Origin of the sequence: Halobacillus locisalis, from assembly GCF_013694105.1 — a bacterium.
Taxonomy (GTDB): domain Bacteria; phylum Bacillota; class Bacilli; order Bacillales; family Halobacillaceae; genus Halobacillus; species Halobacillus locisalis.
The window spans coordinates 578,224-604,063 of the sequence record NZ_JACEFG010000001.1; the positions used below are offsets into that span (position 1 = coordinate 578,224).

Here is a 25,840-nt window from a genome sequence, read left to right on the forward strand (position 1 = left end):
ATGACTGAATGTTAGGTGTTTTTCAGTTTACAGGAGGGACGTTGTCTATGCGCTATTTAACAGCTGGTGAATCACATGGTAAACAATTGACGACTATTATCGAAGGAGTGCCGTCTCATTTGCCACTTCAGAGAGAACAGATCAATGAGTCTTTAATCAGACGTCAAGGCGGCTATGGTCGAGGCAAACGCATGCAGATCGAGAAAGACTTAGTAGATATTACAAGCGGAGTACGTCATGGTTACACATTAGGATCTCCGATTACGCTTGTCGTACATAATGACGACTTCAAGCATTGGACCGACATTATGGGTGAAGACCCGATACCTGAAGAGACTAAACTTAGACGAGTGGTAACAAAACCAAGGCCAGGTCATGCCGATTTGAACGGCGGAATGAAATATGGACACAGGGATATGAGGAATGTGCTCGAAAGGTCATCAGCACGCGAAACAGCAGCGCGTGTAGGAGCAGGTGCTGTTGCAAAAGTTCTTCTGAAAGAGTTAGGGATTGAAGTGGCAGGTTACGTACGAGAAATTGCCGGGATTGTCAGTGACGTCGATGAGAATCTAACACTTGAAGAACGCAGGGAGATCTCAGAAGCATCTCCAGTCCGTACGTTTGACGAAGGTGCGGCAGAGAAAATGATGACGGCGATTGATGAAGCGAAAAAAGAAGGCGATTCGATCGGTGGCGTTTGTGAAGTTTATGTAGAAGGTATGCCACCAGGCCTTGGTTCTTATGTTCAATATGACAGAAAACTGGATGCACGTATTGCCGGTAGCGTCATGAGCATCAATGCATTCAAAGGTGTTGAGTTTGGAATCGGATTTGAGGCGGCACGTCGCAACGGAAGTGACGTCCACGATGAGATTCTATGGAGTGAAGAACGCGGCTACTATAGACGGACCAATCGTTTGGGTGGATTCGAAGGAGGAATGACAACGGGTATGCCGATTGTCGTAAAAGGTGTCATGAAGCCGATTCCGACCCTTTACAAGCCGTTACAAAGTATAGATATTGAGACGAAAGAACCGTTTCAGGCGAGTATTGAACGATCAGATTCATGCGCAGTACCTGCTGCTTCTGTTGTGATGGAACACATTGTTGCGTTTGAACTGGCTAAAGCGATCACCGAGGAGTTCCCAGCCGATTATTTCCCGCGTCTTAAGCGAGCTGTTGACGATTACCGAAAAGAAGTGCAGGCATTCTAATGAGTCAGCTGAGCATTCGTTCTCAATCACACAATTATGATGTCGTAATCGAAACAGGGGTTAGACATCAGCTGGATAAATGGATAACAAAACCTTATTCATCTGTTCTCATCGTTACGGATCGAAATGTTTCTGAGCATTATTTGCAGGACGTCGTCACAAGTATGGAGAAGGTTTCGACTGTACACACTGCTCTCGTACCATCAGGTGAAGCGTCTAAAAGTATGGGGAAGTATCAAGAGTTGTTGGACCGTTGTATAGAAACATCCCTTGATCGGCAGTCCCTTATTATAGCTCTTGGTGGCGGAATGATTGGGGATTTGGCTGGTTTCGTTGCCTCGACTTACTTACGGGGTATCGATTTTATTCAAATGCCTACAACCATTCTTGCTCACGATAGTAGTGTAGGTGGGAAAGTAGCAGTTAATCATGTGCAAGGCAAAAATTTGATCGGGAGTTTTTATAGCCCGGTTCAAGTTCTTTATGATATTGAAACTTTACGAACGTTGCCGGAAACAGAGTTGCGATCAGGTTACGGTGAAGTGATGAAACATGCTATGCTAAGTGATTCAGCGTGGTTGGAGGAACTACTCGGTAGATCCATCACTTCGCTTGAGGACAATCAATTAATTGGTGATTTAGAGAAAGGGATTCGCGTCAAAGCGAGTATTGTAGAAAAAGATGAACGAGAACAAGGCATGCGTAAGTTCCTCAACTTAGGCCATACCCTAGCCCACGCGATCGAAGCGGAGCTAGGGTATGGAGAGATCACACACGGAGAAGCGGTTAGCATCGGTTTATTGTTCGCCTTGCAGCTAAGCGAGACGCGAGTTAATGCATCGGGGTTGCCAATAAAAGATTATGTAAATTGGATGGCGCGTAACGGGTATCCTCTTTCTTCGATCCAATCACTTCAGCCCGTTGCATTGCTAAAGAGAATGAAAGTCGACAAAAAAACAGTCAATCAACAGGTTCATTTTGTATTGCTCAATGAAATCGGAAAGGCTTGTGTCGTACCTATTCAGGACGACGTTCTGTTGACTGAGTTACATCGATTCCAGACGGAGGTGGTGAACGTATGATAAGAGGAGTTCGAGGAGCCACAACAGTGACTAGGAACTCAGCTGATGAAATCATCGAGAAGTCAGTTGCATTGATGGAAGACATTATTTCTGAGAATGAAATTGTTGCCGAGCGCGTAGCCTCCGTTTATTTCACGGTGACCGAGGATTTGAATGACACTTTTCCAGCTAAATCATTAAGGGAGTTGGATGGATGGACACATGTTCCCGTAATGTGTATGCGTGAAATACCTGTTCCCGCGAGCTTACCAATGTGCATTCGTGTTATGGTTACTGTGGAAACGGATAAGCATCAGGAGGAGATTGAACACATTTATCATCATGAAGCAACGAAGCTCCGACCAGATCTGCAGAAAAAGAAAGGAGAAGGATGATGAAAGCAAAAGAAATATTGAAAACCATGAAACCCTATAAACCAGGTAAAGGCATTGAAGAGGTGAAAAAAGAATACGGATTGGATCGGATTGTAAAACTAGCTTCCAACGAAAACCCGTATGGTTTTTCTCCACAAGTTCAAAAAGAATTGCCTCGATTAATTTCTCAGTTAGAAATCTACCCTGATGGATACGCAGCCACCATCCGTCAAAAAGTCGCTGACTTTATTAAGGTGGATGAGGAGCAATTGATCTTCGGGAACGGTTCGGATGAAGTCGTGCAAATTATTTGCCGTACCTTCCTTGAACCTGGTGCCAATACGGTCATGGCGACACCAACCTTCCCACAATACCGTCATAATGCCTTGATTGAAGGAGCTGAAGTTCGTGAGGTTCCTCTTGTAGATGGACATCATGACCTTGAAGAAATGCTGAATCAGGTGGATGAGAACACTCGGGTTCTCTGGATTTGTACACCTAACAACCCTACAGGTGTTCATATCGATCAACCGACGCTCCAGTCTGTGATTGATCGCTGTCCTGAACATGTTCTTATTGTTATCGATGAAGCCTATTACGAATACTTAGAAGCCGAGGATGCGTTTGATTCGTTAGGCGCAATAGAAAACCATTCTAATCTTATGGTCTTACGTACATTTTCCAAAGCGTATGGTCTTGCGGGCCTTCGTATTGGGTATGGTGTCGGTCAACCAGAAGTCATCAACGTACTCGAGCCATCTAGGGAACCGTTCAACACCTCCACTGTCGCCCAAGCTGCCGCTATTTTGGCTCTAGACGACCAAACATTCATTGAAACGTCTGTTGAGGAAAATAGGAAGAATAAACAAGCATTCATGGATTTCTGTGACCAAAATGACATTTCTTACTATGATTCTCAAGCCAACTTTGTGCTTGTACATTTACCAATCAGCGGTGACGAAATGTTTGAGCATTTATTGACCAAAGGGTTCATTGTTCGTTCTGGTGAAGCGCTAGGGTTGCCGAACACGATTCGGTTAACCATTGGGAAAAAAGAAGATATGGAGAATATTCAGGAGGAAATGAAACAAAAGATTGCTTCAGGAGTGAAATAACATGACGGAGAAAGTGGTTATTGTGGGACTTGGATTGATTGGTGGCTCATTGGCAATGAATGTGTCGAAGAAAAAGGGGCGTCTCGTCATCGGTGTCGACCAAGACGAGGATACATTGAATATGGCTCTTAAGCAAGGGGTCATCGATCAGGCGATGAAAGACTTTGAAACAGCTGTCAAAGAAGCGGATGTATGTGTGTTGGCTACGCCAATATCGATTACAATTGATTATTTGAGACAGTTGCAATCCATCAACTTACACAAGCCGCTGCTTGTGACGGATGTTTCCTCTGTAAAGAACCAGGTGTTGAAGGCCGCGAACGAGTGGGACCATCCTTTGTTATCTTTCGTCGGTGGACACCCGATGGCTGGCTCGCATAAGCAAGGCTACACGGCTGCAAAGCCGCACTTATTTGAGAATGCGATTTATGTTCTCACGCCCTCTGTTCACGCTAGTGAGCAACAAGCGGATCGGCTTAAGGAGTTATTTTCAGAAACAGATGCGCGGTTCTTAACGTTCACTACTAAAGAACATGATGAGATGACCGCTGTCATATCCCATTTTCCGCATTTGATCGCTTCCTCGCTTGTCCATCAAGCGAAAGAGTGGCAAGAAACGCATCCTTATATCGAACACTTGGCGGCCGGAGGTTTTAAGGATATTACGAGAATCGCATCCAGTAATCCAACATTGTGGCAAGATATTTTCTTCCAGAACCGTGATTTGCTGATTTCAATGTTGGACGATTGGATGGATGAAATGGGGAAAGTCCGGCAGTTTTTATCTGAAAAGGAAAGTGAGTTGACCTATCAATACTTGGTAGATGCTAAGCACTATCGTGATGGATTGCCGGCAAAAGAACGAGGCGCGATCCCCGCTTTTTATGATATTTATGTCGATATACATGACCAACCCGGTGCGATCCATCAGGTGATCGGGCTGCTTGCAGAAGCAGGAATCAGTATAAAGAACATTGAAATTCTTGAAATACGCGAAGGTATTACAGGTGTACTACGCATTAGTTTCGCAACAAGTGTAGACCAATACGATAGTAAAGAAACGCTTGAGAATCATCAGTTTGAAGTCATGCTTCAACAATGAGAGGAGGAATTTGATGACCAACCGAAAACTGTATCCGGCTACAGGTGGGTTAAGAGGGAATTTACAAGTTCCAGGCGATAAATCAATCTCCCATAGAGCTGTTATCTTCTCGGCGATGGCGAATGGAACATCTAAGATCACCAATTTCTTAACAGGTGAAGATTGCATGAGGACAGTAGAAGCATTCCGCCAGTTTGGGGTGGATATCGAGCAGGATAGAGGTACCTTAACAGTACAAGGCAAAGGCGTAGAAGGGTTGTCAGCTCCTACCCAGCCTATCAATTTCGGAAACTCTGGAACAACAGCGCGGTTAATGAGTGGTGTGCTAGCTGGATTGCCCTTTTTTACAACGGCGTACGGTGATGAATCCTTATCAAAACGTCCAATGGACCGTGTCGTAAATCCGTTAAGAGAAATGGGAGCTACCGTTATCGGTCGAGAGGATGGTTCCTACCTCCCTTTAGCATTTCAAGGAAGTCCATTGCAGGCAATGCGTCATGAGTTAAAGGTTCGCAGTGCTCAAGTGAAGTCGTGTTTGCTTCTTGCTGGTCTTTTTGCAGAGGGTGAAACTACTATTATTGAAAAAGGTGTAACGAGGGATCACACGGAGAAGTTACTGCCTCAATTTGGTGTCGAACTCACTGTCAATGGACCCACCATCTCTATAAAAGGTGGACAAGAACTGAAAGCTTCCGACATAAGGGTGCCGGGGGACATTTCTTCCGCTGCATTTTTCTTAGTAGCCGCTGCGATTACACCTGGAAGTGAACTGACGATCAATAATGTTGGCCTGAACGAGACGAGAAACGGAATTGTCCAAGCGCTCGAGCAGATGGGTGCCAAGATTTCCAGTCACGTTCATACATATGTCGGTGATGAACCAGTAGGGGATGTTACCATTAAATATGGACAACTGGAAGCGATCACGCTGGAGGGGGATCTAATTCCTAACGTTATCGATGAAATTCCGATTCTGGCTCTTGCTGCATCTCAAGCTCAGGGTACAACGGTGATCAAGGATGCTAAAGAATTGAGGGTGAAAGAAACGGATCGTATCGCTGCTGTAGTTGACACTTTAACAACGCTTGGAGCGAATGTAGAGGCGAAGGAAGACGGTATGGTCATCCATGGCAGTCAATCTCTACAAGGAGGATCCATCGACTCTTACGGTGATCACCGTATAGGGATGATGGGGGCTGTTGCTTCATTGATCAGTCATGAGCCAGTCGTAATTCAGGACAAAGATTGCATCAATATTTCCTACCCCACGTTCTTTGACCATTTAGCTCAATTACAAAACAAGAAAACTTCATAGATTGCCCTTTGCTCTCATACGATATAAAAAGCCCAATGGAGGTTTTCATCGTATGGGAGCTTATTGGTTTAGGAGGTCGTTTCAAGAAGATACAGACCATGATCTGGATGTTACCGTTTTTGATGATCGCTTTGTGAGAGACCGTATTGGTACTGGTCGTTATATTGAGCTGGAAACGAAGGGATTCGTGGTGACTCCCGGACATGTTATGACGGATATTCACACACCACTACAAGAAACGGATACCATTCAAGACACCGCTGTAAAGTACATAAAAAGAGGGTGTACCTTACTCGTTGTTAAACACCTAGTGTCTAGCTTACGTCACTACAGGGAGGTTTATGACCAATTTATTGAAAAGTTAAAAGGTCTACCTCTTCATTACATGGTATCCCCCGTTGTCCCTTCAAAAATTTTGAGACCGGAAATGATCCGGTATTTCTCTCGAAAAGGATGCCCCTTTTTATGTGTTGAGGTTGCGTCAAGGGAAGACTTGCAAGAGGTCGCTTGGGAATGGATCGTTCAAGCTCAAAGTTATAAACGGATGCCGTTGACAATCTTCGTCAAAGATCGAGAGAATACCTCGTTCAACTATCAAGAATTATGGTCTTCTGTTTGCAAACAGTATGGTATCATTAACTTAACAGATCTTCAGGAGGATGAATGGCTGACATTCCAAAATTTGAAGGATAGTGGCATTTATCCTAAACGTGGATGGTTTGCCGCCGGTGGTCAAGCTGACTATAATTTGTACTGGGTTGGTGAGGGCGCAACGTTTGATGAAGAAACGAAATTCAGATATCATGATGCTGTTCCAAATGTGACGGTTATGGATGGACGGATTTCACAGGTTAGTCAAACCATGGTCGATCAACGTCCTGGATCACACGTGAAAGTGAATATTCACAAGCATTTTGTTTAAAAGAGAAAGGATGTCATCATGGAGGAAATACACAAAGCTGTCCGTCTTATGGATGAACATAAGACGGAAGATGCAATAAACACATTAACACAATATCTACCAGAAGCGGATGAAGAAGAGCGCTTTACCATCGTTGAACTCTACATTCAGTGGGGAATGCTTGATGAAGCGAAGCCGGTGTTAGAAGAGCTCATTCAACGCTATCCTAAAGAACAAGAATTGAAAGTGATGATGGCAGAGATTCACATCGACTTAGACGAAGATGATGAAGCCATCGATCTATTGAATCAGTTCGGTCCAGAAGATGAGGACTATCTCCAGGCGCTTGTACAACTAGCTGACTTGTACCAATCTCAGGGATTATATGAAGTAGCGGAGCAAAAATTGCATATGGCGAAGCAAGTAGAACCGAACTCCTCGATCATTGACTTTGCTCTTGGTGAGCTAGCCTTTTCAAATGGGGAGTATTCAAAGAGTATCCCGTTTTATGAAAATGCGATGCACCATGAGCCTGTAATTGGAGATATCGAAGTCGCGACTAGACTAGCTGAGGCGCATGCGGCTAATGGGGAGTTCGAACGTTCCTTAGAAATGTTCCAGAAAGTGGAGGAGGAAAACCCTGATGTCATGTTCCGTTATGGTTTCGTTGCTTTTCAAGCGAACCGGAATGATATCGCCATTAAAGTGTGGGAGAACCTTATGGATAAGGATCCCTACTTCCAATCCGTTTATCCTCACTTGGCACAGGCGTATGATTCGGAAGGGATGCCGAACGAGGCTCTGGACATGGCAAAGAAAGGACTTGCGAAAGATGAGTTCAACAAAGAATTGTATCATCTTACCGCTACTCTTACCCACCGTTTAGGTAATAAAGAAGAGGCCTATGAATACATGCGTGAGGCTGTAGCGCTCGATCCTGGATATAAAGAAGCGGTTCTCTTCCTAATTGAAAACTACAAAAACGATGAAGACCATGCAGCGATCATTGAGTTGATCAATCAATTGATTACACTAGGGGAAGAAGACCCTAATTATTTATGGGAACTTGCACAAGCCTACGAAGAGGAAGAGCAGTTCAAGGAGGCTTTAGAACAATACCGTCAAGCTTACCCATCGTTGAAAGAGGACACGGACTTCTTGAAGGCATATGGTTACTTCTTGGTTGAAGAAGGTCTCATGCAAGATGCTAAGCAAGTATTTGAGGCGTACTTGGCGATTGATCCTACAGATACAGAGATTGAAGACTTTGTAGAGCGGCTGAAGCTAGAAGAATAATGGTTTAGTAAATAAGCGCAGGAGGGGCGCCTATGCAAACACCTATTTCCGTAGATGAAAAAAAAGATTTCGTCCGTTGGTTTTTGAATCATTTTCAGTTAAAGAAGAGAGAGAGTGTTTGGATTCTTAACTATTTGATGAATCACGAAACATTATTGTCGAGTGTCCATTTCGTCAACGAAGTGAAGTTCTGTCCTAGAGGTATGGAAATCAGTGCTCAAGGTGTCACGGATCCGCCATTCCGCTTCTATAAAGGGCAAGTAATGACGAATGACGCAGAAAAATCCTTCCATGATTTACGCATGAATCAAGATGAACCGGTGTATATTCAAATGAATTTCGACAATGCGCAGCAATGTTCAAAATACGCGCTGGTCCTTGAGGAGAACCCTTATCTTCCTAAAGATTATTATTTGAATGACAGGGATCGTTCTGAAGCGAATCGCTTCCTTTCCCATAGTTTATTAAGATACCGGCAGAAGCAAATGGAAAGTCGCATTGACGAAGCACTGATAGGTGGCGACCGTATGGAATTCAAGAGACTATGTACGGAGCTTGATAAAATCAGACAAGAATTGAATGCCTTCTCCTAAAAGAAAAGCCAGGAGCATCGTAGATGTTTTCCTGGCTTTTCTTTTTCATTATCGAGTACAATAAAGAGACATAGTCATAAAAGGGGGGATGGACATGCGTTTGTCAAAAACGGATGTTGCACAATACTTACCAGAGAAAGAATACATTGATACGGTCATCGTTCCGTTGATCCCTTTTGATCCATCTTCGGATACAGACCTCTCAAAACAGGCCTTTCTCCGTGAATTGAATCAAGTGTTTACAAACGTGATAGAAAAAGAGTATAGAGGTCGAATATTTTTATCTCCTGATTACCATTATATGAGTGGGAGCCATGCATCGGAAATCGAGCGGGTTAATCAGTGGATCAGTCAATTTAAGCAGCAGCCTTTTGAACATGTATTTTTGTTCACGTTTGATGTAAAATGGAAGAAACACGAGCAAAACTTGGACGGCCATCTTCTGTGGGTGCCTGGGATCCAGACAGGAAATGTACAGTCGACGGAGACCCAATCCTTTGTAAAGGAACAAGCCCGTGAAATCAGTGAATTCATTCAATCCTATTGGTAAATCGAAAAGTTGCGACAAGGTTTGATATTTTATTGACCCGGCCCAAAGATTGCGCTATCATGGTAATGTCCTAGTAAACTGTGTGTAAACAATCCATGTCGCATGGATTACCGCATAGAGGGGGGAAGAAAATGAGCGATAAAAAACGAGTATCCCGTCGTCAATTTTTAAACTACACATTGACTGGTGTTGGCGGCTTTATGGCAGCCGGTATGCTTGCACCAATGGTACGCTTTGCGATCGATCCCGTTTTGCAGACGCAAGAAGGGGGAGACTTGAAATCCGTTGTGTCGGTTGATGAAATTACGAACGAACCACAACGTTTTGAATGGACGATCAATCAGGTGGACGCCTGGTATGAATCAGAAATTCAAAAAACGGCTTGGGTGTACAGAAACGACAATGATGAAATCATTGCATTATCACCGATCTGTACCCACTTAGGTTGTACAGTAGACTGGGCGTCAAATGAAGAATATCCGAATCAATTCTTTTGTCCTTGTCATGCTGGACGCTATACGAAGGATGGTGTCAACGTACCTGGTACACCTCCGACGGCACCACTTCCTATGTTTGAACATGAAGTGAGAGATGGCATGCTTTACCTTGGTGACGCTAAATCAAGAAAGGGGGCGTAGATCATGCTACAAAGACTTTACGATTGGGTGGACGAGCGTGTTGACATTACCCCGTTGTGGCGTGATATCGCCGACCACGAGGTACCTGAGCATGTTAACCCCGCACACCACTTTTCAGCATTTGTTTATTGTTTTGGCGGATTGACGTTCTTTGTTACCGTCATACAAATTCTTTCTGGTATGTTCTTAACGATGTACTATGTTCCAGACATCGAGAACGCCTGGAAGTCCGTGTATTACTTACAAAGAGAAGTAGCTTACGGACAAATCGTTCGTGGTATGCACCACTGGGGAGCGAGCCTTGTGATTGTCATGTTATTCCTACATACATTACGGGTATTCTTCCAAGGCGCATATAAGAAGCCTCGTGAGTTGAACTGGGTCATCGGAGTCCTATTATTCTTCGTCATGTTAGGGCTTGGTTTCACCGGATATCTATTACCATGGGATAACAAAGCTTACTTTGCAACACAGGTAGGTCTTGAAATCGCTGCGGCGACACCGCTCATCGGTGATGAAATACGTACGTTACTCGCTGGAGATCCATCGATTGTAGGGGCACAAACCCTGACTCGATTCTTCGCGATTCACGTATTCTTCTTGCCAGCTGCTTTGTTCGGATTAATGGCCTTTCACTTTATCTTGATCCGCAAGCAAGGTATTTCTGGTCCACTATAAAATGTAAGTAACAAAGGAGGGAAAGCTGTGCATAGAGGAAAAGGGATGAAGTTTGTCGGTGACTCACGTGTTACTGCTGAACAAAAAGCCAATTTACCTAAAGACTATTCAGAGTACCCGGGTCGTACAGAAGCGTTTTGGCCTAACTTCCTTCTAAAAGAATGGCTTGTAGGCTCAGTGTTTCTAATCGGTTTCCTTATTTTAACTGCGGCTCATCCATCTCCACTTGAGCAACAGGCGGATCCGACGAACGCTGGTTATATTCCGTTACCTGACTGGTATTTCTTATTCTTATACCAATTTCTGAAGTATCAATTCGCTGGTGGTGACTACATTGTACTCGGTGCGATTGTCATGCCTGGTCTTGCGTTCGGAGCTTTATTACTTGCTCCATTCCTAGATCCAGGTCCAGAACGTCGTCCGACTAAGCGTCCGATTGCTGTAAGTTTGATGATGCTTGGAGTCATTGCTACATTCTGGCTTACGTACGAATCTGTCAGCGAAGCTGACTATGAAATGCGTTCTGAAGAATACGGTGTAAACATCGAAGCTGTAGAATCAGAGATTGATAAATCAGGTCCAGGTTGGGCGGCTTATGAAGCGAACTGCTTAAGCTGTCACGGTGATGCCTTGCAAGGACAAGGGAACTACCCGGCTCTTATGGATACAGAAAGATCAATCGAAGAAATTAAAGACATTGCTGTAAACGGTGTCGGTTCAATGCCTGCTGGTATCTTCAATGGTTCTGATGAAGAACTTCAGCAACTTGCTGAATTCATCAAGAATGCCGGTTCTGGTGGAGGCAGTGAGGGTGGCGAGTCTTCTGAAGGTGGATCATCTGAAGAGAGCTCTTCTGAAGGAGAATCTTCAGAAGGAGAATCATCTGAAGAGGGCTCTTCTGAAGAAGGATCATCATCCGAAGAATAATAAGCACCCAGTAATTAATGTCCATAGAAGAACATTCATACACTTAAAAGCCGCGCTCATCTGAGCGCGGCTTAAGTTTTCAGGAGGTCCTACCCATGAAGAGCTTTATCTCCTACATATTACAAAATCGTCTATTTTTGTGGATGTTATTTATCGTCAATTTGTTTGGAACGATTTACGGTTATATTTGGTATGAGTCACAATTGATCGACACAGCCCCAATCTTTCTCATTTTTGTGCCCGATAGTCCTACTGCTAGTCTGTTCTTTACGATTTTCTTAGGTTTTTACTTGTTCGGGAGGCATGTGCCTTATATAGAAGCCTTGGCTCTTGTAACTCTTGTGAAGTATGGAATATGGGCAGTCGTCATGAACCTATTACTTTTGATTGATTACGGAGGCTCTCTTCCTTGGACAGGTTACATGCTGATCATTTCGCATGGGGCTATGGCGATACAAGCCGTCCTTTATGCACCTTTCTATGCGATCAAAGTTAGACACATTGTATTTGCCGCTATTTGGACTCTTCACAATGATGTCATTGATTATGTTTTTGAGCAGATGCCCGTTTATCCTTCTATCATGGAACACATGAATGAAATCGGATATTTCACGTTTTGGTTAAGTATCGGGTGCATTGCTCTAGCTTATGTTACAACTCAAAAGGTGCGTTCTAATTAGGTTCCCTCACTCATAAACTCTCTGTAAGACTTTTTACGAGAGGGGAGAAGTGAAATGGGACGAGCGGTACTGCTATGTTTGATCAGTTCCCTGATTTTCACACTCACACCGAATGTGCAAGGACAAACTTCTGAACCGGATTTTCAGAGCTTTGCAGTTCAATACTCATATTTAATCCAGGACGGCCGATATTCTTTAGCGGACAAGCTACTGCATAAGAGGGTGCCGGAGGTGGAAAAATATATGGAGACACAGTCAAAGCAGTCTGAACAAGCCTGGTCAGAAGTCGTCACCCCATTATTAAATGGTGAAACGAATCGAGAAAATGCGGAGAAGTTGTCTACAATGCTTGAGTTTCTGAGTGCTAAGGACCATGAGACTTGGATTCAGGAACAGATTGTCTCAATGGAAGAACAGGTTCGCAATGTTTACATTCCTGCAGATCAAATTGAGCAACAGTGGAATGAACTACTTCCTATATTGCCAGTGGTAGAGGATCAATCGCTCGTATCTCAAACCGATACACTTATGGACCAACTTGTTATACGTGACCATGTACAAAATAGACAAGAGATCCTAAAGGCATTAAAGGAAATGAAAGAACGTGAATCGTTTCAATTGGATGCATTAGTTTGGACAGCTATCGTCATTGGAGGTACAATTATCTTAACGCTATTTTATGTGGCTGTTCGAAGATGGTTGGCAAGCAAAAAAACACAGTCGCAAAAAAGCGAAAATAGTTGATTTTTTCAATTTATTTGACTAAAATTAATCTAAGCAACCTAACAACATTAACATCCAAGACGGAGGAATGAACGATGGGTATCACTAGTTTTATCATCTATTTTGCTTTGCTTATGATTATCCCTATTTGGGCACAATCCAAAGTAAAAAGAACGTATAAAAAATATTCAAAAGTAGCGATTTCTTCATCCTTATCAGGAGCAGAAGTAGCTCGTAAGATCCTAGATGACAATGGTTTGTATAATGTGTCAGTAGAGGAAGTCCGCGGAAAGCTTTCTGACCACTATGATCCAAGATCAAAAGTGGTCCGTTTATCCTCTGACAACTTCCATGGCCGTTCAGCTGCTGGTGCAGCTGTAGCCGCTCACGAAGTCGGGCATGCCATCCAGGACGCTCAAGAGTACGCTTTCTTGCGCTTCCGTAGTGCTCTTGTCCCGGTAGCGAGCTTCGGGTCGAACATTTCGATCTTCCTGATCATCGGCGGTTTTATATTCGGTATGACAGGCTTGGCTTTAGCAGGAATTATCTTTTTCGCAGCGGCCGTATTATTCCAATTGGTTACATTGCCAGTGGAATTCGATGCTTCAAATAGAGCGATGAGCCAGCTTGTTTCTACAGGTATCATCCGTAATGATGAAGAACGGAAGACGAAGAAAGTATTGAATGCAGCTGCCATGACTTATGTTGCAGCGGCTCTGGTTGCATTGATGGAACTAGTACGTTTCGTTCTTATGTTCGCAGGCATGAACGAAGAGTAAGCGAACGCTAATAAAGCTCCTTGATCAGAATCGTGATCAGGGAGCTTTTTTTATTCATGATGAACGTAAGGATTCGAGTTTAAAAAATCGGTTTTATAGCAATTGATAGTTGTAGCTTAGTCGTTAAGAGGATTTTTATTTTCATCTAATGTAAACCCTTCTCCTGTTACGTCATGTACATGACTGACAGCTACAAAAGCGTGAGGGTCAATCCGGTTGATCAGGGCTCTCAAGCGGACGATTTCGTTTTTACCGATTACGCAATATAACACATCCCGCTTAGCTCCTGAAAAAGATCCGCGACCTTCTAATACCGTTACACCACGATCCATGTCCTTCAGTATCTGCTTTGCGATTTCATCGCTGCTCTCTGATATGATTGTGGTTCCCCTTGCGGCATAGGCCCCTTCTTGAATGAAGTCGATCACTTTGGCACCGATGAAGACGGCTACGAGTGTGTACATGCCTTTAATCGAATTAAGATACGTAATAACAGATACGAAAATAACGACGGCATCGAACATGAACATCGCACGCCCCATGCTCCACCCAAGATATTTGTGGATCAAACGGGCAATAATATCTACGCCCCCTGTGGTGCCTCCGTATCGGAATATGATCCCAAGACCGATACCAATAAAGACACCGGCAAATAGTGAAGCAAGCGTCAGATCATTCGCAAGGTCAATTTCAATCATATACATTTGTGATAGACGAATGAAGACCGATACCGCTACAATCCCAATGAGGGAATAAAGAAATGTGTTCCTGCCTAATATTCTCCACCCGACGATCAAGACAGGAATATTCAAGACGATGTTCATAATAGCTGGATCCCAATTAAATAAGTATAAAAGCAATAAGGTAATTCCTGTGAATCCACCTTCACCTAGCTCGTTCTGGATGTTGAAGTGGACCAGCCCGAATGAAAAGATGGCAGAACCAACTAAAATGAAGAAAATATTTTTTAATCGTAACCCAAAGACTTTCATAGATGTCACCTCCATTAAATTATACACGCCCTCTATTATAGAGAACGATTGTGAAAGCATCAATCCACCAATTTAAGAAAAAACAGTGATGAATATGTATATGCCATCGCCAAGGTTGGAAGTCACCTAAATATGCCTGTGGGACATAAAAATGAACGATGAGTGGATTTTCTTCATTTTCGACAAAAAAATAAACTAAAAATTTGTCAAATGAGTCCCTTTTGGCTACCATTTAGAGAGATGCTTACGTTTAATCAAAGGAGTGATCGTCTATGAACTATTCAACGAAAGAAATGCAAGAGAGAGTGGACCGTTACATATCTCAGTTTAAAGAAGGATATTTCTCTCCTTTAAGTTTACAAGCGAGATTAACAGAAGAAGTGGGAGAGATGGCACGAGAAATAAATCATCGTTATGGTGAGAAGCCAAAGAAGTCATCAGAAGAAGATAAAGCGTTATCAGAAGAATTAGGAGATGTATTGTTTGTTCTTACATGCTTTGCTAATTCTCTGGATATAGATTTGTCTGAGGCATTTGAACAGTCGATGGGTAAGATCGAGACAAGAGATAAAGATCGCTGGACGAAAAAGGAGGAAGTAGAAAATGAGTAAAATTCGTGCGATTGTGGCGGGACCTCGTGGTAAAATGGGGCGAGAAGCATTGCGAATGATTGAGAAAGATGAAACTTTTGAACTTGTTGCGTGTATTGATCGGAAGCATGATGGGGAACGTGTCCGTGATATAGAGGGACTTCCTGCTTTAGAAGCGTTGATCTATACGGATCCGGAAACGTGTTTAATGGAAGTGGAAGCGGATGTTCTTATAGATTTAACCACCCCGGAGAACGGTTATGTACATACAAAGTGGGCGATTGAGAATCACATTCGTCCAGTCGTCGGTACTACTGGCTTTTCAGAACAACAACTGAGGGAGCTCTCAACACTATGTGAAGAGAAGGGAATCGGAGCAGTGATTGCACCGAATTTCGCGATTGGTGCGGTTCTCATGATGCAGTTTTCCAAATGGGCTGCCAAACATATGCCTCATGTGGAGATTATAGAGAAACACCATGATCAGAAACTTGATGCGCCTTCAGGAACCGCGATTAAGACCGCCCAACTCATTCAAGAGGTCCGTTCGTCTCAAAGCCAGGGCCATCCAGAAGAACAAGAAACGCATGAGGGGGCAAGAGGAGCAGAAATCGATGGTATGAGAATCCATAGCATGCGATTACCTGGACTGATTGCCCATCAGGAAGTTATATTCGGTGGTCAAGGGCAGACGCTTACGATCAAGCATGACTCCCATGACCGTGAGTCCTTCATGAGTGGAGTAAAGCTCGCTTCTGAAAAAGTGATGAGCCTTGATCAGCTCGTGTATGGACTAGAACACTTACTCGATTAACAGGAGGCGAAGGTATGAACATTGCATTAATTGCTCATGATGAAAAAAAGAAAGACATGGTACAGTTTACAACCGCTTATTCAAACATATTGGAGAAACATACGCTTTTCGCTACAGGAACAACAGGGAAGCGGATTTCTGAAGCAACCGGTTTGCCTGTTCATCAGTTTCTATCTGGTCCACTCGGAGGCGATCAGCAAATCGGTGCCAAAATCGCAGAAAATGAAATGGATATCATCATCTTTTTCAGGGATCCATTGACTGCTCAACCACATGAACCAGACATCAGTGCTTTGCTTCGCCTATGCGATGTCCATCAAATACCACTTGCTACAAACTTAGCTGGATCTGAAATTCTGATCCGTGCTTTAGACCGCGGTGATTTTGATTGGAGAAATGTCGTCAAACAAAAGAAGGATCAGGAGTGAACAAACGTATGGCTAAGATCGGAATCACCTGCTACCCGACAGTCGGAGGGTCAGGTGTTATCGCAACAGAACTTGGTAAACTACTAGCAGAAAAGGGGCATGAAATTCACTTTGTCGCAACACAAGTCCCTTTCAGATTAAATAAAGTGTATCCGAACATTTACTATCATGAAGTGGAGGTCAGCAACTACCCGGTATTTCAGCATCCTCCGTATGATCTAGCTCTTGCTAACAAGATGGCAGAAGTTATTAACCGCGAAGAACTAGACATTCTACACGTGCACTATGCAATGCCTCATGCTATTTGCGCTATCTTAGCCAAACAGATGTGTAACAGGGACGTGAAAATCATCACAACATTGCACGGAACGGATATTACGGTCCTTGGCATTGATTCAAGTTTGAAGCAAATGATCAAATTCGGCATCGAGGAATCTGATCAAGTGACAGCTGTTTCGAGTAGTTTAGTGGATCAGACGCGTGACATGTTAGATACAACGAAGGAAATCGATGTGATTTATAATTTCGTTGATGAACGTGAGTATTTCCGGAAAGATAATCGATCGCTGCGTGAGGATTACTGTATCAATGAAGAAGAAAAAGTGATGGTTCATATATCGAACTTCCGGAAAGTGAAGCGTGTTCAGGATGTGATTTATACCTTCTCATTAGTTGAGAAACAGATCCCATCTAAGCTTTTATTAGTAGGAGATGGTCCGGAGTATTCGGATTGTCGTCAGCTTGTTCAGGATCTTGAATTGGAAGACCGCGTTCTCTTCCTTGGGAAACAAGAGAATGTCAGTGATTTACTGTCGATTTCTGATTTAAAATTATTACCTTCAGAAAAAGAAAGCTTCGGTTTAGTTCTATTAGAAGCGATGGCTTGTGGGGTACCCTGTATTGGAACGAATATTGGAGGGATTCCAGAGGTGATCGACCATGGTGAGACAGGTTACATTGCAGAGCTCGGCAACGTCGAACAGATGGCGTATTATGCAACGAGAATGCTTGGTGATGATACTGTCATGCATGAGATGTCCCAAAAGGCACGTGCCGTCGTTCAAGAGAAGTTTGCATCCACCACGATCTTAGAACAGTATGAAGCCTTATACGAACAGGTATTGGAACGTGACCATGTTTAATTCGGCTTTCGAAATCATTGGTGAAATTGAAGCGGCAGGAGGGGAAGCCTATATTGTAGGCGGAGCTGTCCGGGACGCTCTGATCGGTCGGCCAATCGGAGATGTTGATATTGCTACATCTTTGAGGCCTGAAGAAATTCAAAACATATTTGAAAAGGTCATTCCAATCGGGATTGAGCACGGAACAGTGATGGTCCGTTATCACTCAGAATCTTATGAAGTGACTACGTACCGAAAAGAAGAAGGGTATGAGGATTTTCGACATCCAGATGAAGTCACATTTGTTGGCGACATCCGAGAGGACCTAGCGCGCAGGGATTTTACAATGAATGCCATGGCTATGGGAAAAGACCAAACCATTGTTGATCCTTTTGGTGGACAGCAAGCGATTAAAGATAAAGTCATACAAGCTGTCGGTCATCCGAAAGAGCGGTTCTTCGAAGATCCCTTGCGTATGATCAGGGCCGTCCGTTTTGCAAGTCAGTTGGGCTTCACGGTTGAGTCAAAGACTGAAGAGGCTATCAACGAACAGGCCCCTCTTCTTAAGCATATTGCGATAGAGAGAATAGCAAATGAGATGATCAAGCTGTTAGCAGGACAACATTTCTCACAAGGTTTTCATGTTTTATGTACAACCGGCATGATGGAGGAGTTTCCTCTTTTCCAAAGTCAGTTTGATGTCAAAAGTCATGTCCCTTACGTATCGCTAAACAGCTGGCCGGAAGCCATCTCCTATTTTGTTGAGAAAGGGATCGGTGAGAACGTAAAGGATTGGGTGAAAGAATGGAAATTGTCCAATCAAATCCGGCATAGCGCTGAAAGCATCAGAATGGCATACAAAGAATTTCAACTCACATCGTCAATTACACCATGGCTTGTATATCGTTTGCCCCGTTCTCTAGATCAGTCGTTTGTACGACTCATTCAAGCAATCCATGGAGAAGATCATAGGTGGCAGGTGCAATTATCGGAACAAGCGAATGAACTGGCGATTGAAAATAGAAAAGATTTGGCTTTTCAAGCAGCTGACTTGATTCAACTTTTCCATGATGAAAAGAAGGGATCTTGGATTGAAGAGTACATGACTCGTATTGAAAGAACTGTGGTCGAAGGGAACATAAAGAATGATTACGAAACCATAAAGGAATGGGTGCAGCAATGGAATCGACCCGTAAACAATTGATTGATTTATTAGAAAACGAACAAGGGCATATATCAGGTCAACAACTGTCAGAAGCGTTGAATATTTCGCGTACTGCCGTTTGGAAACATATGAATGAATTAAAGAAGGATGGTTACGAAATTGAAGCCGTTCGTCGAAAAGGGTATAAGATTGTATCTTATCCTGATAAAATAAGTGGGAACACCTTGCAATGGGGGTTGGATACGGCTTGGATTGGGCAGCAACTTTATCATTATGATCAAGTTGAGTCTACTCAAGATATTGTCCATCAAATGGCTAAACAAGGAAAGCCTCACGGGACAGTCGTCATCGCAGATGAACAAGTGAAAGGCAAAGGTCGCATGGCAAGAGAGTGGCATTCCCCGCAAGGTAAGGGCATATGGATGAGTATTTTACTCCGTCCACCTTTACCACCTGTTCAAGCGCCACAAATCACACTGTTAACGGCAACCGTCCTCGCGGAAATGGTAGCTGCTGAGTCTACACTCGATCCACAAATCAAGTGGCCGAATGACATTCTCGTAAATCACAAAAAAGTGTCCGGGATTTTGACAGAAATGCAAGCAGAACAAGACCGTATTCAGTACATTGTTTTAGGTATTGGCATGAACGTAAATCAAGATGCTGTAGATCTTCCGCCAGCCATTGCGCACAAAGCTTCGTCTTTAAAAGAAGAGTCAGGTATGGAATGGAATATTCAACGAACGATCCAATCGATTTTAAGAACCTTCGAAACTACATATGATCAGTTCATTGATAAAGGTTTTGAACAAGTGAAGGCAAAATGGGAACACTATGGATACCGGATTGGGGAGAGAGTGACCATCTCTACTATGAGAGACACGTGGGAAGCGACTCTGATTGGGATAGAATCTGACGGCGCCTTACGTGCAAAGCGTGATTATGGAAAAGTAGAGAAATTATATTCTGCAGAAATACACTGGGGAGAGGGAGGATACGATGCGTAATACACATCAATTAAGAGAAATGAAAGAGAAGCAAGAGAAAATCGCGATGATCACAAGCTATGACTACCCATCAGCTAAGATGGCCGAAGAAGCAAAAGCGGATATGATTCTAGTCGGAGATAGTTTAGGAATGACGGTTCTCGGATATGATTCGACCATTCCTGTAACATTACAAGATATGATTCATCATGGGAAAGCTGTTACAAGAGGGGCACCCAATACGTTCAAAGTCGTTGATATGCCGTTTATGACGTATCACATATCATTAGAAGACTCTTTAAGGAATGCAAGAGAGCTCTTTCAAGAAACGGGAGCGCAGGCTCTTAAGGTTGAAGGAAGCGGAGAGGTATTGCTAACAATTGAACACCTTGTGAGCGCCGGCATTCCTGTTGTAGGTCATATAGGACTTACACCACAATCGGTTCACGTACTAGGTGGATATAAAGTGCAAGGAAAGAGCGAAGAATCAGCGGAGCGGTTGATTGAAGAAGCCCTTCAAATCGAAGCTGCCGGTGCGATGGCGGTTGTGTTGGAGTGTGTCCCGAGACAGCTTGCTGAACTGATTTCAAGTGAATTGTCTATTCCGACGATCGGAATAGGAGCAGGTGCGAGTTGTGACGGACAAGTCCTTGTCTATCATGATATTTTGAAATACGGTGTGGATCGTCTTCCGAAGTTTGTAAAATCTTATTTTGACAGCAATCAACAATTAGGGGAAGCGGTGGCTTCTTATGTAAAAGAAGTGAAGTCAGGTCAATTCCCTGAAGAAAAACATACGTTTACGATGGATACAGATGCGTTACCGAAGCGGTAAGGAGAATAGGTAGATGGAAATCTTAACGAATATTGAAGATGTGCAAATAAAAACGGCCGAGTGGGTCAGAGAAGGGAAAACAATTGGTTTTGTACCAACGATGGGCTATCTTCATGAAGGTCATGAACGACTTCTCGAGGAAGCACGAAAAGAAAATGATCATGTGATTTTGAGTATCTTCGTAAACCCTTTACAGTTCGGTGAGAATGAGGATTTGGATCAATATCCACGAGATGAAGAACATGATACACTCATCGCAAAGAAATACGAGACAGATCTCGTCTTTCTGCCTCATAACGAGACGATGTATCCGCGTCCTATGTCGATGAACCTATCGGTTTCTAAAAGAGCAGACGTGTTATGTGGAAGAAGTCGCCCGGGTCATTTCGAAGGTGTAGTCACGGTCCTTACGAAGTTGTTTAATATCTGTCGTCCGACTCGTGCATACTTTGGCATGAAGGATGCTCAACAAGTCGCAGTGGTTGATGCTCTCATTCAGGACTTTAATATTCCTGTTACATTGAGACGTGTTCCGACCGTTCGTGAATCTGACGGGCTTGCGAAGAGTAGTCGTAATGTGAACCTTACGAGTCAAGAAAGAAGAGAGGCCCCGATGATTCAGGAAGCCCTCTATCTAGGAAGAAAACAAGTCGAGAACGGCACGAAAGACCCGATAGAAGTCATAAAGGCTACACGGCAGTTTCTTGACAGTCGAACTCGTGGTAAAATAGACTATATTGAGTTACTGTCTTATCCTGAGCTTGAACCGGTGACCGAGATTAATCAGACTGTCATCCTCGCTGCTGCTGTCTACTACGACCGCGCCAGGCTGATCGACAATGTAGTCTTTGATCAAACGGGGAAGCTCGAAATCGGATAATAAGGCAAGGAGGAGAACAGATGTTTCGCACCATGATGAAAGCCAAAATCCATCGTGCACGTGTAACAGAAGCCAATTTGAATTATGTTGGCAGTATAACGATTGATCAAAACCTTATGGACGAAGTGGGGATACTGCCTCATGAGAAGGTCCAAATTGTAAATAATAACAATGGAGCAAGGCTTGAAACCTATGTCATTGCTGGGGAGCGTGGAAGTGGAGTCGTTTGTTTGAATGGCGCTGCTGCTCGTCTTGTTCAACCGGATGATATTGTGATAATAGTATCGTATGCTATGCTTAGCGAAGATGAACTCGCTGATTTCAAGCCTAGAATCGCTCTGATGGGTGAAGGCAACAAGGTGGAGGAGATTGTCGAAGAGGAGCCGCCGTTAACGGCACTGCCTTATTAACTTCACAGCGAAAGATTAAGGATCTTAGCCTTGGTACGTTGGCAAGGTCCTTCCTTTTTGTCATCTAATTGAAACAATGTTGGGAAGGTAGAAAGAGGGGATCTCATGACAACATTTGCTATTGTAGATTTAGAAACAACAGGAAACGCAGCTTCTAAAGGAGATCGAATCATAGAAATCGGAATCGTCCTCCTAAGTGAAGATGGCGAAGTTCTTCAAGAATTTTCTTCTTTGGTTTATCCAGAAAGAGACATCCCCCCTTTTATTTCCTCTTTAACAGGCATTCAAGAGGAGGATGTACTCGACGCCCCTTTATTTTCGGAGGTTGTCGATGATATTTATCAACTTATGAAAAACAGTTACATCGTAGCTCACAATATTGAATTCGATTTGGGCTTTCTTAACGAGGAATTCAAGCGGTGTGGATACCCAGCTTTACATAATGCGTTCATTGACACGGTCGAATTATCAAGGATTATGTTGCCTATGGCGCCTTCATTTAAACTTGGACAACTCTCTGAGCAATTAGGGATGGGGCATGACCGTCCTCATAGAGCACTATCCGATGCACAGGCGACCACTGATTTATTTTCTTTCTTATTTGCTCGCCTAGCACAACTCCCTGAGAGGACGCTTCACTATCTATTGATGATTGAACCCAAATTGAAAAGTGAATTACGTCCATTCATCCAGGTTGCCATTGAAGAGAGAAGATACCAGTCAAAGAAAGACGAACCTTATGATCTGTGGCACGGAATTCCCGTAAAAGGCGTAAAACGACCAGCCACGTCAACCTACAAGAAACTCCCGCCTTTCGAAGAATGGATTCATGAAGTGTATGATTCTGAAAAAGGATTGTCCAATCTATTCGATGATTATGAATCAAGAGAAGGACAAAAAGAAATGAGTGTATCCATATATCGGGCACTCACGGAGGAGAACCATGCTTTAATTGAAGCGGGTACAGGAACGGGGAAATCTGTAGCCTACTTATTAGCCGCTTCTTATGTAGCTCTTCAGAAGGGACGGAGGCTCTTAGTCACAACTCATACAACAGCCTTGCAAAAACAACTGTTAGAAGAGGAGATTCCTCGAATCGAAAAGTTGTTTCATCGTCCGATCCAAGCGGTTTTGTATAAGGGAAGAGGCCATTACATCAGCCTTGTTCACTTTGCGTATGAACTTGAGCACTCTTCACAGGACAACTATGATATCGCATTGACTAAAGCCATGATTCTAGTGTGGTTGACAGAAACGACGACAGGAGATGTAGATGAAATTCAGCTTCCGTCAAATGGAAGACAGTTCTGGCACAAAGTGTCCTCCGAACAATCGACCAAAACGGTACATCTTCATGTGGGGGAAGCATCCTTTTATGATTGGGCTAGGAAAAAAGCAGAAAAAGCCGATTTGATTATTTCGAACCATGCCTTGTTCAGCTTGGATATCATGAGTGAAGAGGAACGACTGCCTGTATATGACCATGTCATTATTGATGAAGCTCACCACCTCGAAGCTGTTGCCAGTCGTTATTTCGGTGTGCAGTTCAATTATCGTGAATTGCAGCGTCAACTTAGTCAGCTGACAGAACTTTATCAACGAAAGGTGTACAATGGCTTGGGATTGCCAGAGGATTTCTTCAAGGAAATCTCTAAATGCCAAAAGATTGTGGACGTTGCTAAAGAAGAGTTGAATCAATGGTCCAGGTATATGTTTCAACATCTGAAAAGAAGGCAGAGGCGAGATAAATCATCGAAAAGCGATTTAGGTCGGCTTCAACAATCCTTTCAAGACGATCTGTCGGACCCCTTCTTTAGAACATCTAAAGATATGTGCGATAGATTTTTAAGTTCATTGCGTCAATTGATGCACGGTATGGAGCGGATGCACAACCACTTGGCATTGACCTCGAAACTTGTGGATGATTCTTCTGTTGCAGTGCTGTTATCGCGAGTGGAAGGACAAGTCAGTTTTTGCAGGCAGGTCATCGAGCGGTTGGACCGATACTTCACGATCGATGCAGAGTCTAGCGCCAAGTGGTTAGAGGTTGAAGGAGAAGGGGCATCCAACGCTGTCTATTTATTCAGCGAACCGCTCGATGTGGCAGATCGGTTGAATAAGCAACTTTTTCAGAAGAAAAAAAGTGTCATATTGACAAGTGCTACCTTGTCGACGAATCAGTCCTTTGAATATGTGAAAAGGGCCATCGGTCTATCCGGTTCGCCACGCTTGAAAGAAAAAGTCATTGCCTCACCCTATGCGTTTGACGAACAGGTAAGGGTTATGGTTCCCGACGACTTCCCAGATATCAGAAAGCATCCAGAAGAATATATCCACGCCATCAGTGAAGCCATTTATTCTATGGCCTATGTTACGAAAGGGCGGATGCTTGTTCTGTTTACTTCTTATGAGATGCTGAGGAAAACCTACGCTTTGTTAAGAGAATTCATTGACCCAGAGGAGTTTATGATTTTTGCACAAGGGGTTTCCAGTGGGAGCCGTGACCGATTGAAGAAGAATTTCCAGGCTTTTGATCAAGCCATATTGCTTGGGACGAGTTCCTTCTGGGAAGGGGTCGATATCCCGGGGGATGACCTATCTTGTCTGATGATGGTCAGACTTCCCTTTCAACCACCTGATCAACCTTTGCAGTCGATGCAAGACCGCAAGTTGAAAGAAGAAGGGAAGAATCCCTTCATGGAAAGGTCATTACCACATGCCATTCTTCGCTTTAAACAAGGTTTCGGTCGATTGATTCGTTCGAGTACAGATCGTGGTGTGGTCTTTATTTGTGATCAACGTATTATGGAGGCGCGCTATGGAAAGTATTTCTTATCATCGATTCCCAAAGTTCCTGTCTCGTATAAGTCGACACGTGATTTGATTGTTGAGATGGAAGAGTGGATGTAATCTCGCGAGTTTTTATCAACATGTCAAGATTTCCTGTTATAATGTAGAGCGAGTAGAATGGATCAATACTTAAGGTTCTGGGAGGAAGTAGCATGTCCAACAAAATGGAAACACTATCAACCGTACGAATACAAAAGACTGATGACTTATATAAAGTGGTCGACACGTTGAATCGAACATTAAAAGATCAAAATCTTATGTTTGGGATGGCACTTGATGAAGAAGATGACGAAACTGCAGTCTTCACCATTTACCGTACCTGATTGGGTGAAGTGGACGGCGATCATCACTAGCATCCTCTTCGTACTTGGGTTGTCTTTGAGTATCTGGATCTATATCGATGTGTACCATGACCGCACTAGTTCTCATGCACAGGCAACAACGCTTGTTTTAGAAAAGACAGAGCTTGAGACAATTGATGACGTGTCCGTTTACCATGGTAAGGAAACGGTACATATCATGGAGGGAGCAGTCGGCAATGGTCGTTCTGCACTCGTGTATGTTCAGGTAGATGACCAAAAAGTATTAAACGTAATCCAGGACGAGGATTACCTATCCATTTCAGAAATGAAGGATATCTGGAAAGAAGAATGCGATGGTTGTGCATTTAGAGATATCCAATATGGATATGAAGAGGGTGAACCCGTTTTTGAGATTACGTATATCGATCAACAGGATCGTTATGTATTTAATTATTACGGTTTGGACGGACAATCATTCGATCAAAGATTTGCCTTCAAACAGAATCAATAAATAAAAGGAG

Annotated in this window: 29 protein-coding genes; 28 read left to right on the forward strand and 1 reads right to left on the reverse strand. The window is 43.4% G+C overall.

Annotated features, from left to right (window positions below; genetic code table 11):
- Positions 1–47 precede the first annotated feature (47 nt).
- The 16 genes from aroC (at position 48) to H0266_RS03160 (ending at position 13,946) form a co-directional block, all read left to right on the forward strand.
- Entirely contained in the window at positions 48–1,214 is a 1,167-nt protein-coding gene (gene aroC, locus H0266_RS03085; protein ID WP_181470907.1) for a chorismate synthase, read from the forward strand.
- Positions 1,214–2,296: a 3-dehydroquinate synthase gene (gene aroB, locus H0266_RS03090; RefSeq protein ID WP_181470908.1), complete on the forward strand. Its 1,083-nt coding sequence runs from the start codon at positions 1,214–1,216 to the stop codon at positions 2,294–2,296. The genes aroC and aroB overlap by 1 nt, the downstream gene beginning before the upstream one ends.
- The gene (gene aroH / locus H0266_RS03095; protein WP_181470909.1) at positions 2,293–2,670 is read left to right on the forward strand and encodes a chorismate mutase; all 378 of its coding nucleotides are present in this window, start codon (positions 2,293–2,295) and stop codon (positions 2,668–2,670) included. Before aroB ends, aroH begins: the two co-directional genes overlap by 4 nt.
- Positions 2,670–3,764, forward strand: coding sequence for a histidinol-phosphate transaminase (gene hisC / locus H0266_RS03100; RefSeq protein WP_181470910.1), 1,095 nt, complete (start codon positions 2,670–2,672; stop codon positions 3,762–3,764). The genes aroH and hisC overlap by 1 nt, the downstream gene beginning before the upstream one ends.
- 1 nt (position 3,765) lies before the next feature.
- Positions 3,766–4,866 carry a prephenate dehydrogenase gene (locus H0266_RS03105; protein ID WP_181470911.1) on the forward strand — a complete coding sequence of 367 codons (1,101 nt, stop codon included), beginning with the start codon at positions 3,766–3,768 and terminating at the stop codon, positions 4,864–4,866.
- A 13-nt stretch (positions 4,867–4,879) separates the two neighbouring features.
- The gene (aroA, locus tag H0266_RS03110; protein WP_181470912.1) at positions 4,880–6,181 is read left to right on the forward strand and encodes a 3-phosphoshikimate 1-carboxyvinyltransferase; all 1,302 of its coding nucleotides are present in this window, start codon (positions 4,880–4,882) and stop codon (positions 6,179–6,181) included.
- 52 nt (positions 6,182–6,233) lie between these two features.
- Complete coding sequence (locus H0266_RS03115; protein WP_181470913.1) at positions 6,234–7,103, forward strand: hypothetical protein; 870 nt, start codon at positions 6,234–6,236, stop codon at positions 7,101–7,103.
- Positions 7,104–7,151: 48 nt separating this feature from the next.
- The gene (locus tag H0266_RS03120) at positions 7,152–8,378 is read left to right on the forward strand and encodes a tetratricopeptide repeat protein (RefSeq protein WP_343063200.1); all 1,227 of its coding nucleotides are present in this window, start codon (positions 7,152–7,154) and stop codon (positions 8,376–8,378) included.
- Positions 8,379–8,410: 32 nt separating this feature from the next.
- The gene (locus H0266_RS03125) at positions 8,411–8,971 is read left to right on the forward strand and encodes a ReoY family proteolytic degradation factor (RefSeq protein ID WP_181470915.1); all 561 of its coding nucleotides are present in this window, start codon (positions 8,411–8,413) and stop codon (positions 8,969–8,971) included.
- A gap of 94 nt (positions 8,972–9,065) precedes the next feature.
- Entirely contained in the window at positions 9,066–9,521 is a 456-nt protein-coding gene (locus H0266_RS03130) for a DUF2487 family protein (protein WP_181470916.1), read from the forward strand.
- 131 nt (positions 9,522–9,652) lie between these two features.
- Positions 9,653–10,159: a QcrA and Rieske domain-containing protein gene (locus tag H0266_RS03135; protein WP_181470917.1), complete on the forward strand. Its 507-nt coding sequence runs from the start codon at positions 9,653–9,655 to the stop codon at positions 10,157–10,159.
- Positions 10,160–10,162: 3 nt separating this feature from the next.
- On the forward strand, positions 10,163–10,837 hold the full coding sequence (qcrB, locus tag H0266_RS03140) for a menaquinol-cytochrome c reductase cytochrome b subunit (protein ID WP_181470918.1): 675 nt from the start codon (positions 10,163–10,165) through the stop codon (positions 10,835–10,837).
- Positions 10,838–10,864: 27 nt separating this feature from the next.
- Positions 10,865–11,764, forward strand: coding sequence for a c-type cytochrome (locus H0266_RS03145; protein WP_181470919.1), 900 nt, complete (start codon positions 10,865–10,867; stop codon positions 11,762–11,764).
- 95 nt (positions 11,765–11,859) lie between these two features.
- Entirely contained in the window at positions 11,860–12,444 is a 585-nt protein-coding gene (gene lhaT / locus H0266_RS03150) for a lipoprotein heptaprenylglyceryl N-acetyltransferase LhaT (RefSeq protein ID WP_181470920.1), read from the forward strand.
- A gap of 243 nt (positions 12,445–12,687) precedes the next feature.
- Positions 12,688–13,188 (forward strand): sporulation protein YpjB, encoded by a 501-nt coding sequence (locus tag H0266_RS03155; protein ID WP_181470921.1) that lies wholly within the window; start codon positions 12,688–12,690, stop codon positions 13,186–13,188.
- Positions 13,189–13,262: 74 nt separating this feature from the next.
- Positions 13,263–13,946, forward strand: coding sequence for a zinc metallopeptidase (locus tag H0266_RS03160; RefSeq protein ID WP_181470922.1), 684 nt, complete (start codon positions 13,263–13,265; stop codon positions 13,944–13,946).
- Positions 13,947–14,062: 116 nt separating this feature from the next.
- Here H0266_RS03160 and H0266_RS03165 read toward each other — a convergent pair whose 3' ends face one another.
- Positions 14,063–14,938 (reverse strand): YitT family protein, encoded by an 876-nt coding sequence (locus H0266_RS03165; protein ID WP_181470923.1) that lies wholly within the window; start codon positions 14,936–14,938, stop codon positions 14,063–14,065.
- A gap of 272 nt (positions 14,939–15,210) precedes the next feature.
- Here H0266_RS03165 and H0266_RS03170 point away from each other — a divergent pair, with 272 nt between their 5' ends.
- From H0266_RS03170 to H0266_RS03225, 12 genes are all read left to right on the forward strand, one after another.
- The gene (locus H0266_RS03170) at positions 15,211–15,549 is read left to right on the forward strand and encodes a nucleotide pyrophosphohydrolase (RefSeq protein WP_181470924.1); all 339 of its coding nucleotides are present in this window, start codon (positions 15,211–15,213) and stop codon (positions 15,547–15,549) included.
- Positions 15,542–16,342, forward strand: a complete 801-nt coding sequence (gene dapB / locus H0266_RS03175; RefSeq protein ID WP_181470925.1) for a 4-hydroxy-tetrahydrodipicolinate reductase — start codon at positions 15,542–15,544, stop codon at positions 16,340–16,342. The genes H0266_RS03170 and dapB overlap by 8 nt, the downstream gene beginning before the upstream one ends.
- A 14-nt stretch (positions 16,343–16,356) precedes the next feature.
- A complete protein-coding gene (gene mgsA, locus H0266_RS03180; RefSeq protein WP_181470926.1) occupies positions 16,357–16,770 on the forward strand; it encodes a methylglyoxal synthase in 414 nt (137 codons plus the stop codon).
- Positions 16,771–16,778: 8 nt separating this feature from the next.
- The gene (gene bshA, locus H0266_RS03185) at positions 16,779–17,912 is read left to right on the forward strand and encodes an N-acetyl-alpha-D-glucosaminyl L-malate synthase BshA (protein ID WP_181471713.1); all 1,134 of its coding nucleotides are present in this window, start codon (positions 16,779–16,781) and stop codon (positions 17,910–17,912) included.
- A complete protein-coding gene (locus H0266_RS03190) occupies positions 17,905–19,095 on the forward strand; it encodes a CCA tRNA nucleotidyltransferase (RefSeq protein WP_246363724.1) in 1,191 nt (396 codons plus the stop codon). Before bshA ends, H0266_RS03190 begins: the two co-directional genes overlap by 8 nt.
- Positions 19,059–20,063, forward strand: coding sequence for a biotin--[acetyl-CoA-carboxylase] ligase (locus H0266_RS03195; RefSeq protein WP_246363612.1), 1,005 nt, complete (start codon positions 19,059–19,061; stop codon positions 20,061–20,063). The genes H0266_RS03190 and H0266_RS03195 overlap by 37 nt, the downstream gene beginning before the upstream one ends.
- Entirely contained in the window at positions 20,056–20,877 is an 822-nt protein-coding gene (gene panB, locus H0266_RS03200; protein WP_181470928.1) for a 3-methyl-2-oxobutanoate hydroxymethyltransferase, read from the forward strand. Before H0266_RS03195 ends, panB begins: the two co-directional genes overlap by 8 nt.
- A 13-nt stretch (positions 20,878–20,890) precedes the next feature.
- Positions 20,891–21,757, forward strand: coding sequence for a pantoate--beta-alanine ligase (panC, locus tag H0266_RS03205; RefSeq protein WP_181470929.1), 867 nt, complete (start codon positions 20,891–20,893; stop codon positions 21,755–21,757).
- Between the two features lie 20 nt (positions 21,758–21,777).
- Positions 21,778–22,167 carry an aspartate 1-decarboxylase gene (gene panD, locus H0266_RS03210; RefSeq protein ID WP_181470930.1) on the forward strand — a complete coding sequence of 130 codons (390 nt, stop codon included), beginning with the start codon at positions 21,778–21,780 and terminating at the stop codon, positions 22,165–22,167.
- A gap of 105 nt (positions 22,168–22,272) precedes the next feature.
- Positions 22,273–25,077 (forward strand): ATP-dependent DNA helicase DinG, encoded by a 2,805-nt coding sequence (gene dinG / locus H0266_RS03215; RefSeq protein ID WP_181470931.1) that lies wholly within the window; start codon positions 22,273–22,275, stop codon positions 25,075–25,077.
- Positions 25,078–25,169: 92 nt separating this feature from the next.
- Complete coding sequence (locus H0266_RS03220; RefSeq protein ID WP_181470932.1) at positions 25,170–25,340, forward strand: YpmA family protein; 171 nt, start codon at positions 25,170–25,172, stop codon at positions 25,338–25,340.
- Positions 25,294–25,830 carry a cell wall elongation regulator TseB-like domain-containing protein gene (locus H0266_RS03225; protein ID WP_181470933.1) on the forward strand — a complete coding sequence of 179 codons (537 nt, stop codon included), beginning with the start codon at positions 25,294–25,296 and terminating at the stop codon, positions 25,828–25,830. Before H0266_RS03220 ends, H0266_RS03225 begins: the two co-directional genes overlap by 47 nt.
- Positions 25,831–25,840 lie beyond the last annotated feature (10 nt).

What these genes read in the sequence shown, in the direction of transcription:
- aroC (WP_181470907.1), top strand. Translation starts at nt 48, where the DNA reads ATGCGCTATTTAACAGCTGGTGAATCACATGGTAAACAATTGACGACT.
- aroB (WP_181470908.1), top strand. Translation starts at nt 1,214, where the DNA reads ATGAGTCAGCTGAGCATTCGTTCTCAATCACACAATTATGATGTCGTA.
- aroH (WP_181470909.1), top strand. Translation starts at nt 2,293, where the DNA reads ATGATAAGAGGAGTTCGAGGAGCCACAACAGTGACTAGGAACTCAGCT.
- hisC (WP_181470910.1), top strand. Translation starts at nt 2,670, where the DNA reads ATGAAAGCAAAAGAAATATTGAAAACCATGAAACCCTATAAACCAGGT.
- H0266_RS03105 (WP_181470911.1), top strand. Translation starts at nt 3,766, where the DNA reads ATGACGGAGAAAGTGGTTATTGTGGGACTTGGATTGATTGGTGGCTCA.
- aroA (WP_181470912.1), top strand. Translation starts at nt 4,880, where the DNA reads ATGACCAACCGAAAACTGTATCCGGCTACAGGTGGGTTAAGAGGGAAT.
- H0266_RS03115 (WP_181470913.1), top strand. Translation starts at nt 6,234, where the DNA reads ATGGGAGCTTATTGGTTTAGGAGGTCGTTTCAAGAAGATACAGACCAT.
- H0266_RS03120 (WP_343063200.1), top strand. Translation starts at nt 7,152, where the DNA reads ATGGATGAACATAAGACGGAAGATGCAATAAACACATTAACACAATAT.
- H0266_RS03125 (WP_181470915.1), top strand. Translation starts at nt 8,411, where the DNA reads ATGCAAACACCTATTTCCGTAGATGAAAAAAAAGATTTCGTCCGTTGG.
- H0266_RS03130 (WP_181470916.1), top strand. Translation starts at nt 9,066, where the DNA reads ATGCGTTTGTCAAAAACGGATGTTGCACAATACTTACCAGAGAAAGAA.
- H0266_RS03135 (WP_181470917.1), top strand. Translation starts at nt 9,653, where the DNA reads ATGAGCGATAAAAAACGAGTATCCCGTCGTCAATTTTTAAACTACACA.
- qcrB (WP_181470918.1), top strand. Translation starts at nt 10,163, where the DNA reads ATGCTACAAAGACTTTACGATTGGGTGGACGAGCGTGTTGACATTACC.
- lhaT (WP_181470920.1), top strand. Translation starts at nt 11,860, where the DNA reads ATGAAGAGCTTTATCTCCTACATATTACAAAATCGTCTATTTTTGTGG.
- H0266_RS03155 (WP_181470921.1), top strand. Translation starts at nt 12,688, where the DNA reads ATGGAGACACAGTCAAAGCAGTCTGAACAAGCCTGGTCAGAAGTCGTC.
- H0266_RS03160 (WP_181470922.1), top strand. Translation starts at nt 13,263, where the DNA reads ATGGGTATCACTAGTTTTATCATCTATTTTGCTTTGCTTATGATTATC.
- H0266_RS03165 (WP_181470923.1), bottom strand. Translation starts at nt 14,938, where the DNA reads ATGAAAGTCTTTGGGTTACGATTAAAAAATATTTTCTTCATTTTAGTT.
- H0266_RS03170 (WP_181470924.1), top strand. Translation starts at nt 15,211, where the DNA reads ATGAACTATTCAACGAAAGAAATGCAAGAGAGAGTGGACCGTTACATA.
- dapB (WP_181470925.1), top strand. Translation starts at nt 15,542, where the DNA reads ATGAGTAAAATTCGTGCGATTGTGGCGGGACCTCGTGGTAAAATGGGG.
- mgsA (WP_181470926.1), top strand. Translation starts at nt 16,357, where the DNA reads ATGAACATTGCATTAATTGCTCATGATGAAAAAAAGAAAGACATGGTA.
- bshA (WP_181471713.1), top strand. Translation starts at nt 16,779, where the DNA reads ATGGCTAAGATCGGAATCACCTGCTACCCGACAGTCGGAGGGTCAGGT.
- H0266_RS03190 (WP_246363724.1), top strand. Translation starts at nt 17,905, where the DNA reads ATGTTTAATTCGGCTTTCGAAATCATTGGTGAAATTGAAGCGGCAGGA.
- H0266_RS03195 (WP_246363612.1), top strand. Translation starts at nt 19,059, where the DNA reads ATGGGTGCAGCAATGGAATCGACCCGTAAACAATTGATTGATTTATTA.
- panB (WP_181470928.1), top strand. Translation starts at nt 20,056, where the DNA reads ATGCGTAATACACATCAATTAAGAGAAATGAAAGAGAAGCAAGAGAAA.
- panC (WP_181470929.1), top strand. Translation starts at nt 20,891, where the DNA reads ATGGAAATCTTAACGAATATTGAAGATGTGCAAATAAAAACGGCCGAG.
- panD (WP_181470930.1), top strand. Translation starts at nt 21,778, where the DNA reads ATGTTTCGCACCATGATGAAAGCCAAAATCCATCGTGCACGTGTAACA.
- dinG (WP_181470931.1), top strand. Translation starts at nt 22,273, where the DNA reads ATGACAACATTTGCTATTGTAGATTTAGAAACAACAGGAAACGCAGCT.
- H0266_RS03220 (WP_181470932.1), top strand. Translation starts at nt 25,170, where the DNA reads ATGTCCAACAAAATGGAAACACTATCAACCGTACGAATACAAAAGACT.
- H0266_RS03225 (WP_181470933.1), top strand. Translation starts at nt 25,294, where the DNA reads ATGAAGAAGATGACGAAACTGCAGTCTTCACCATTTACCGTACCTGAT.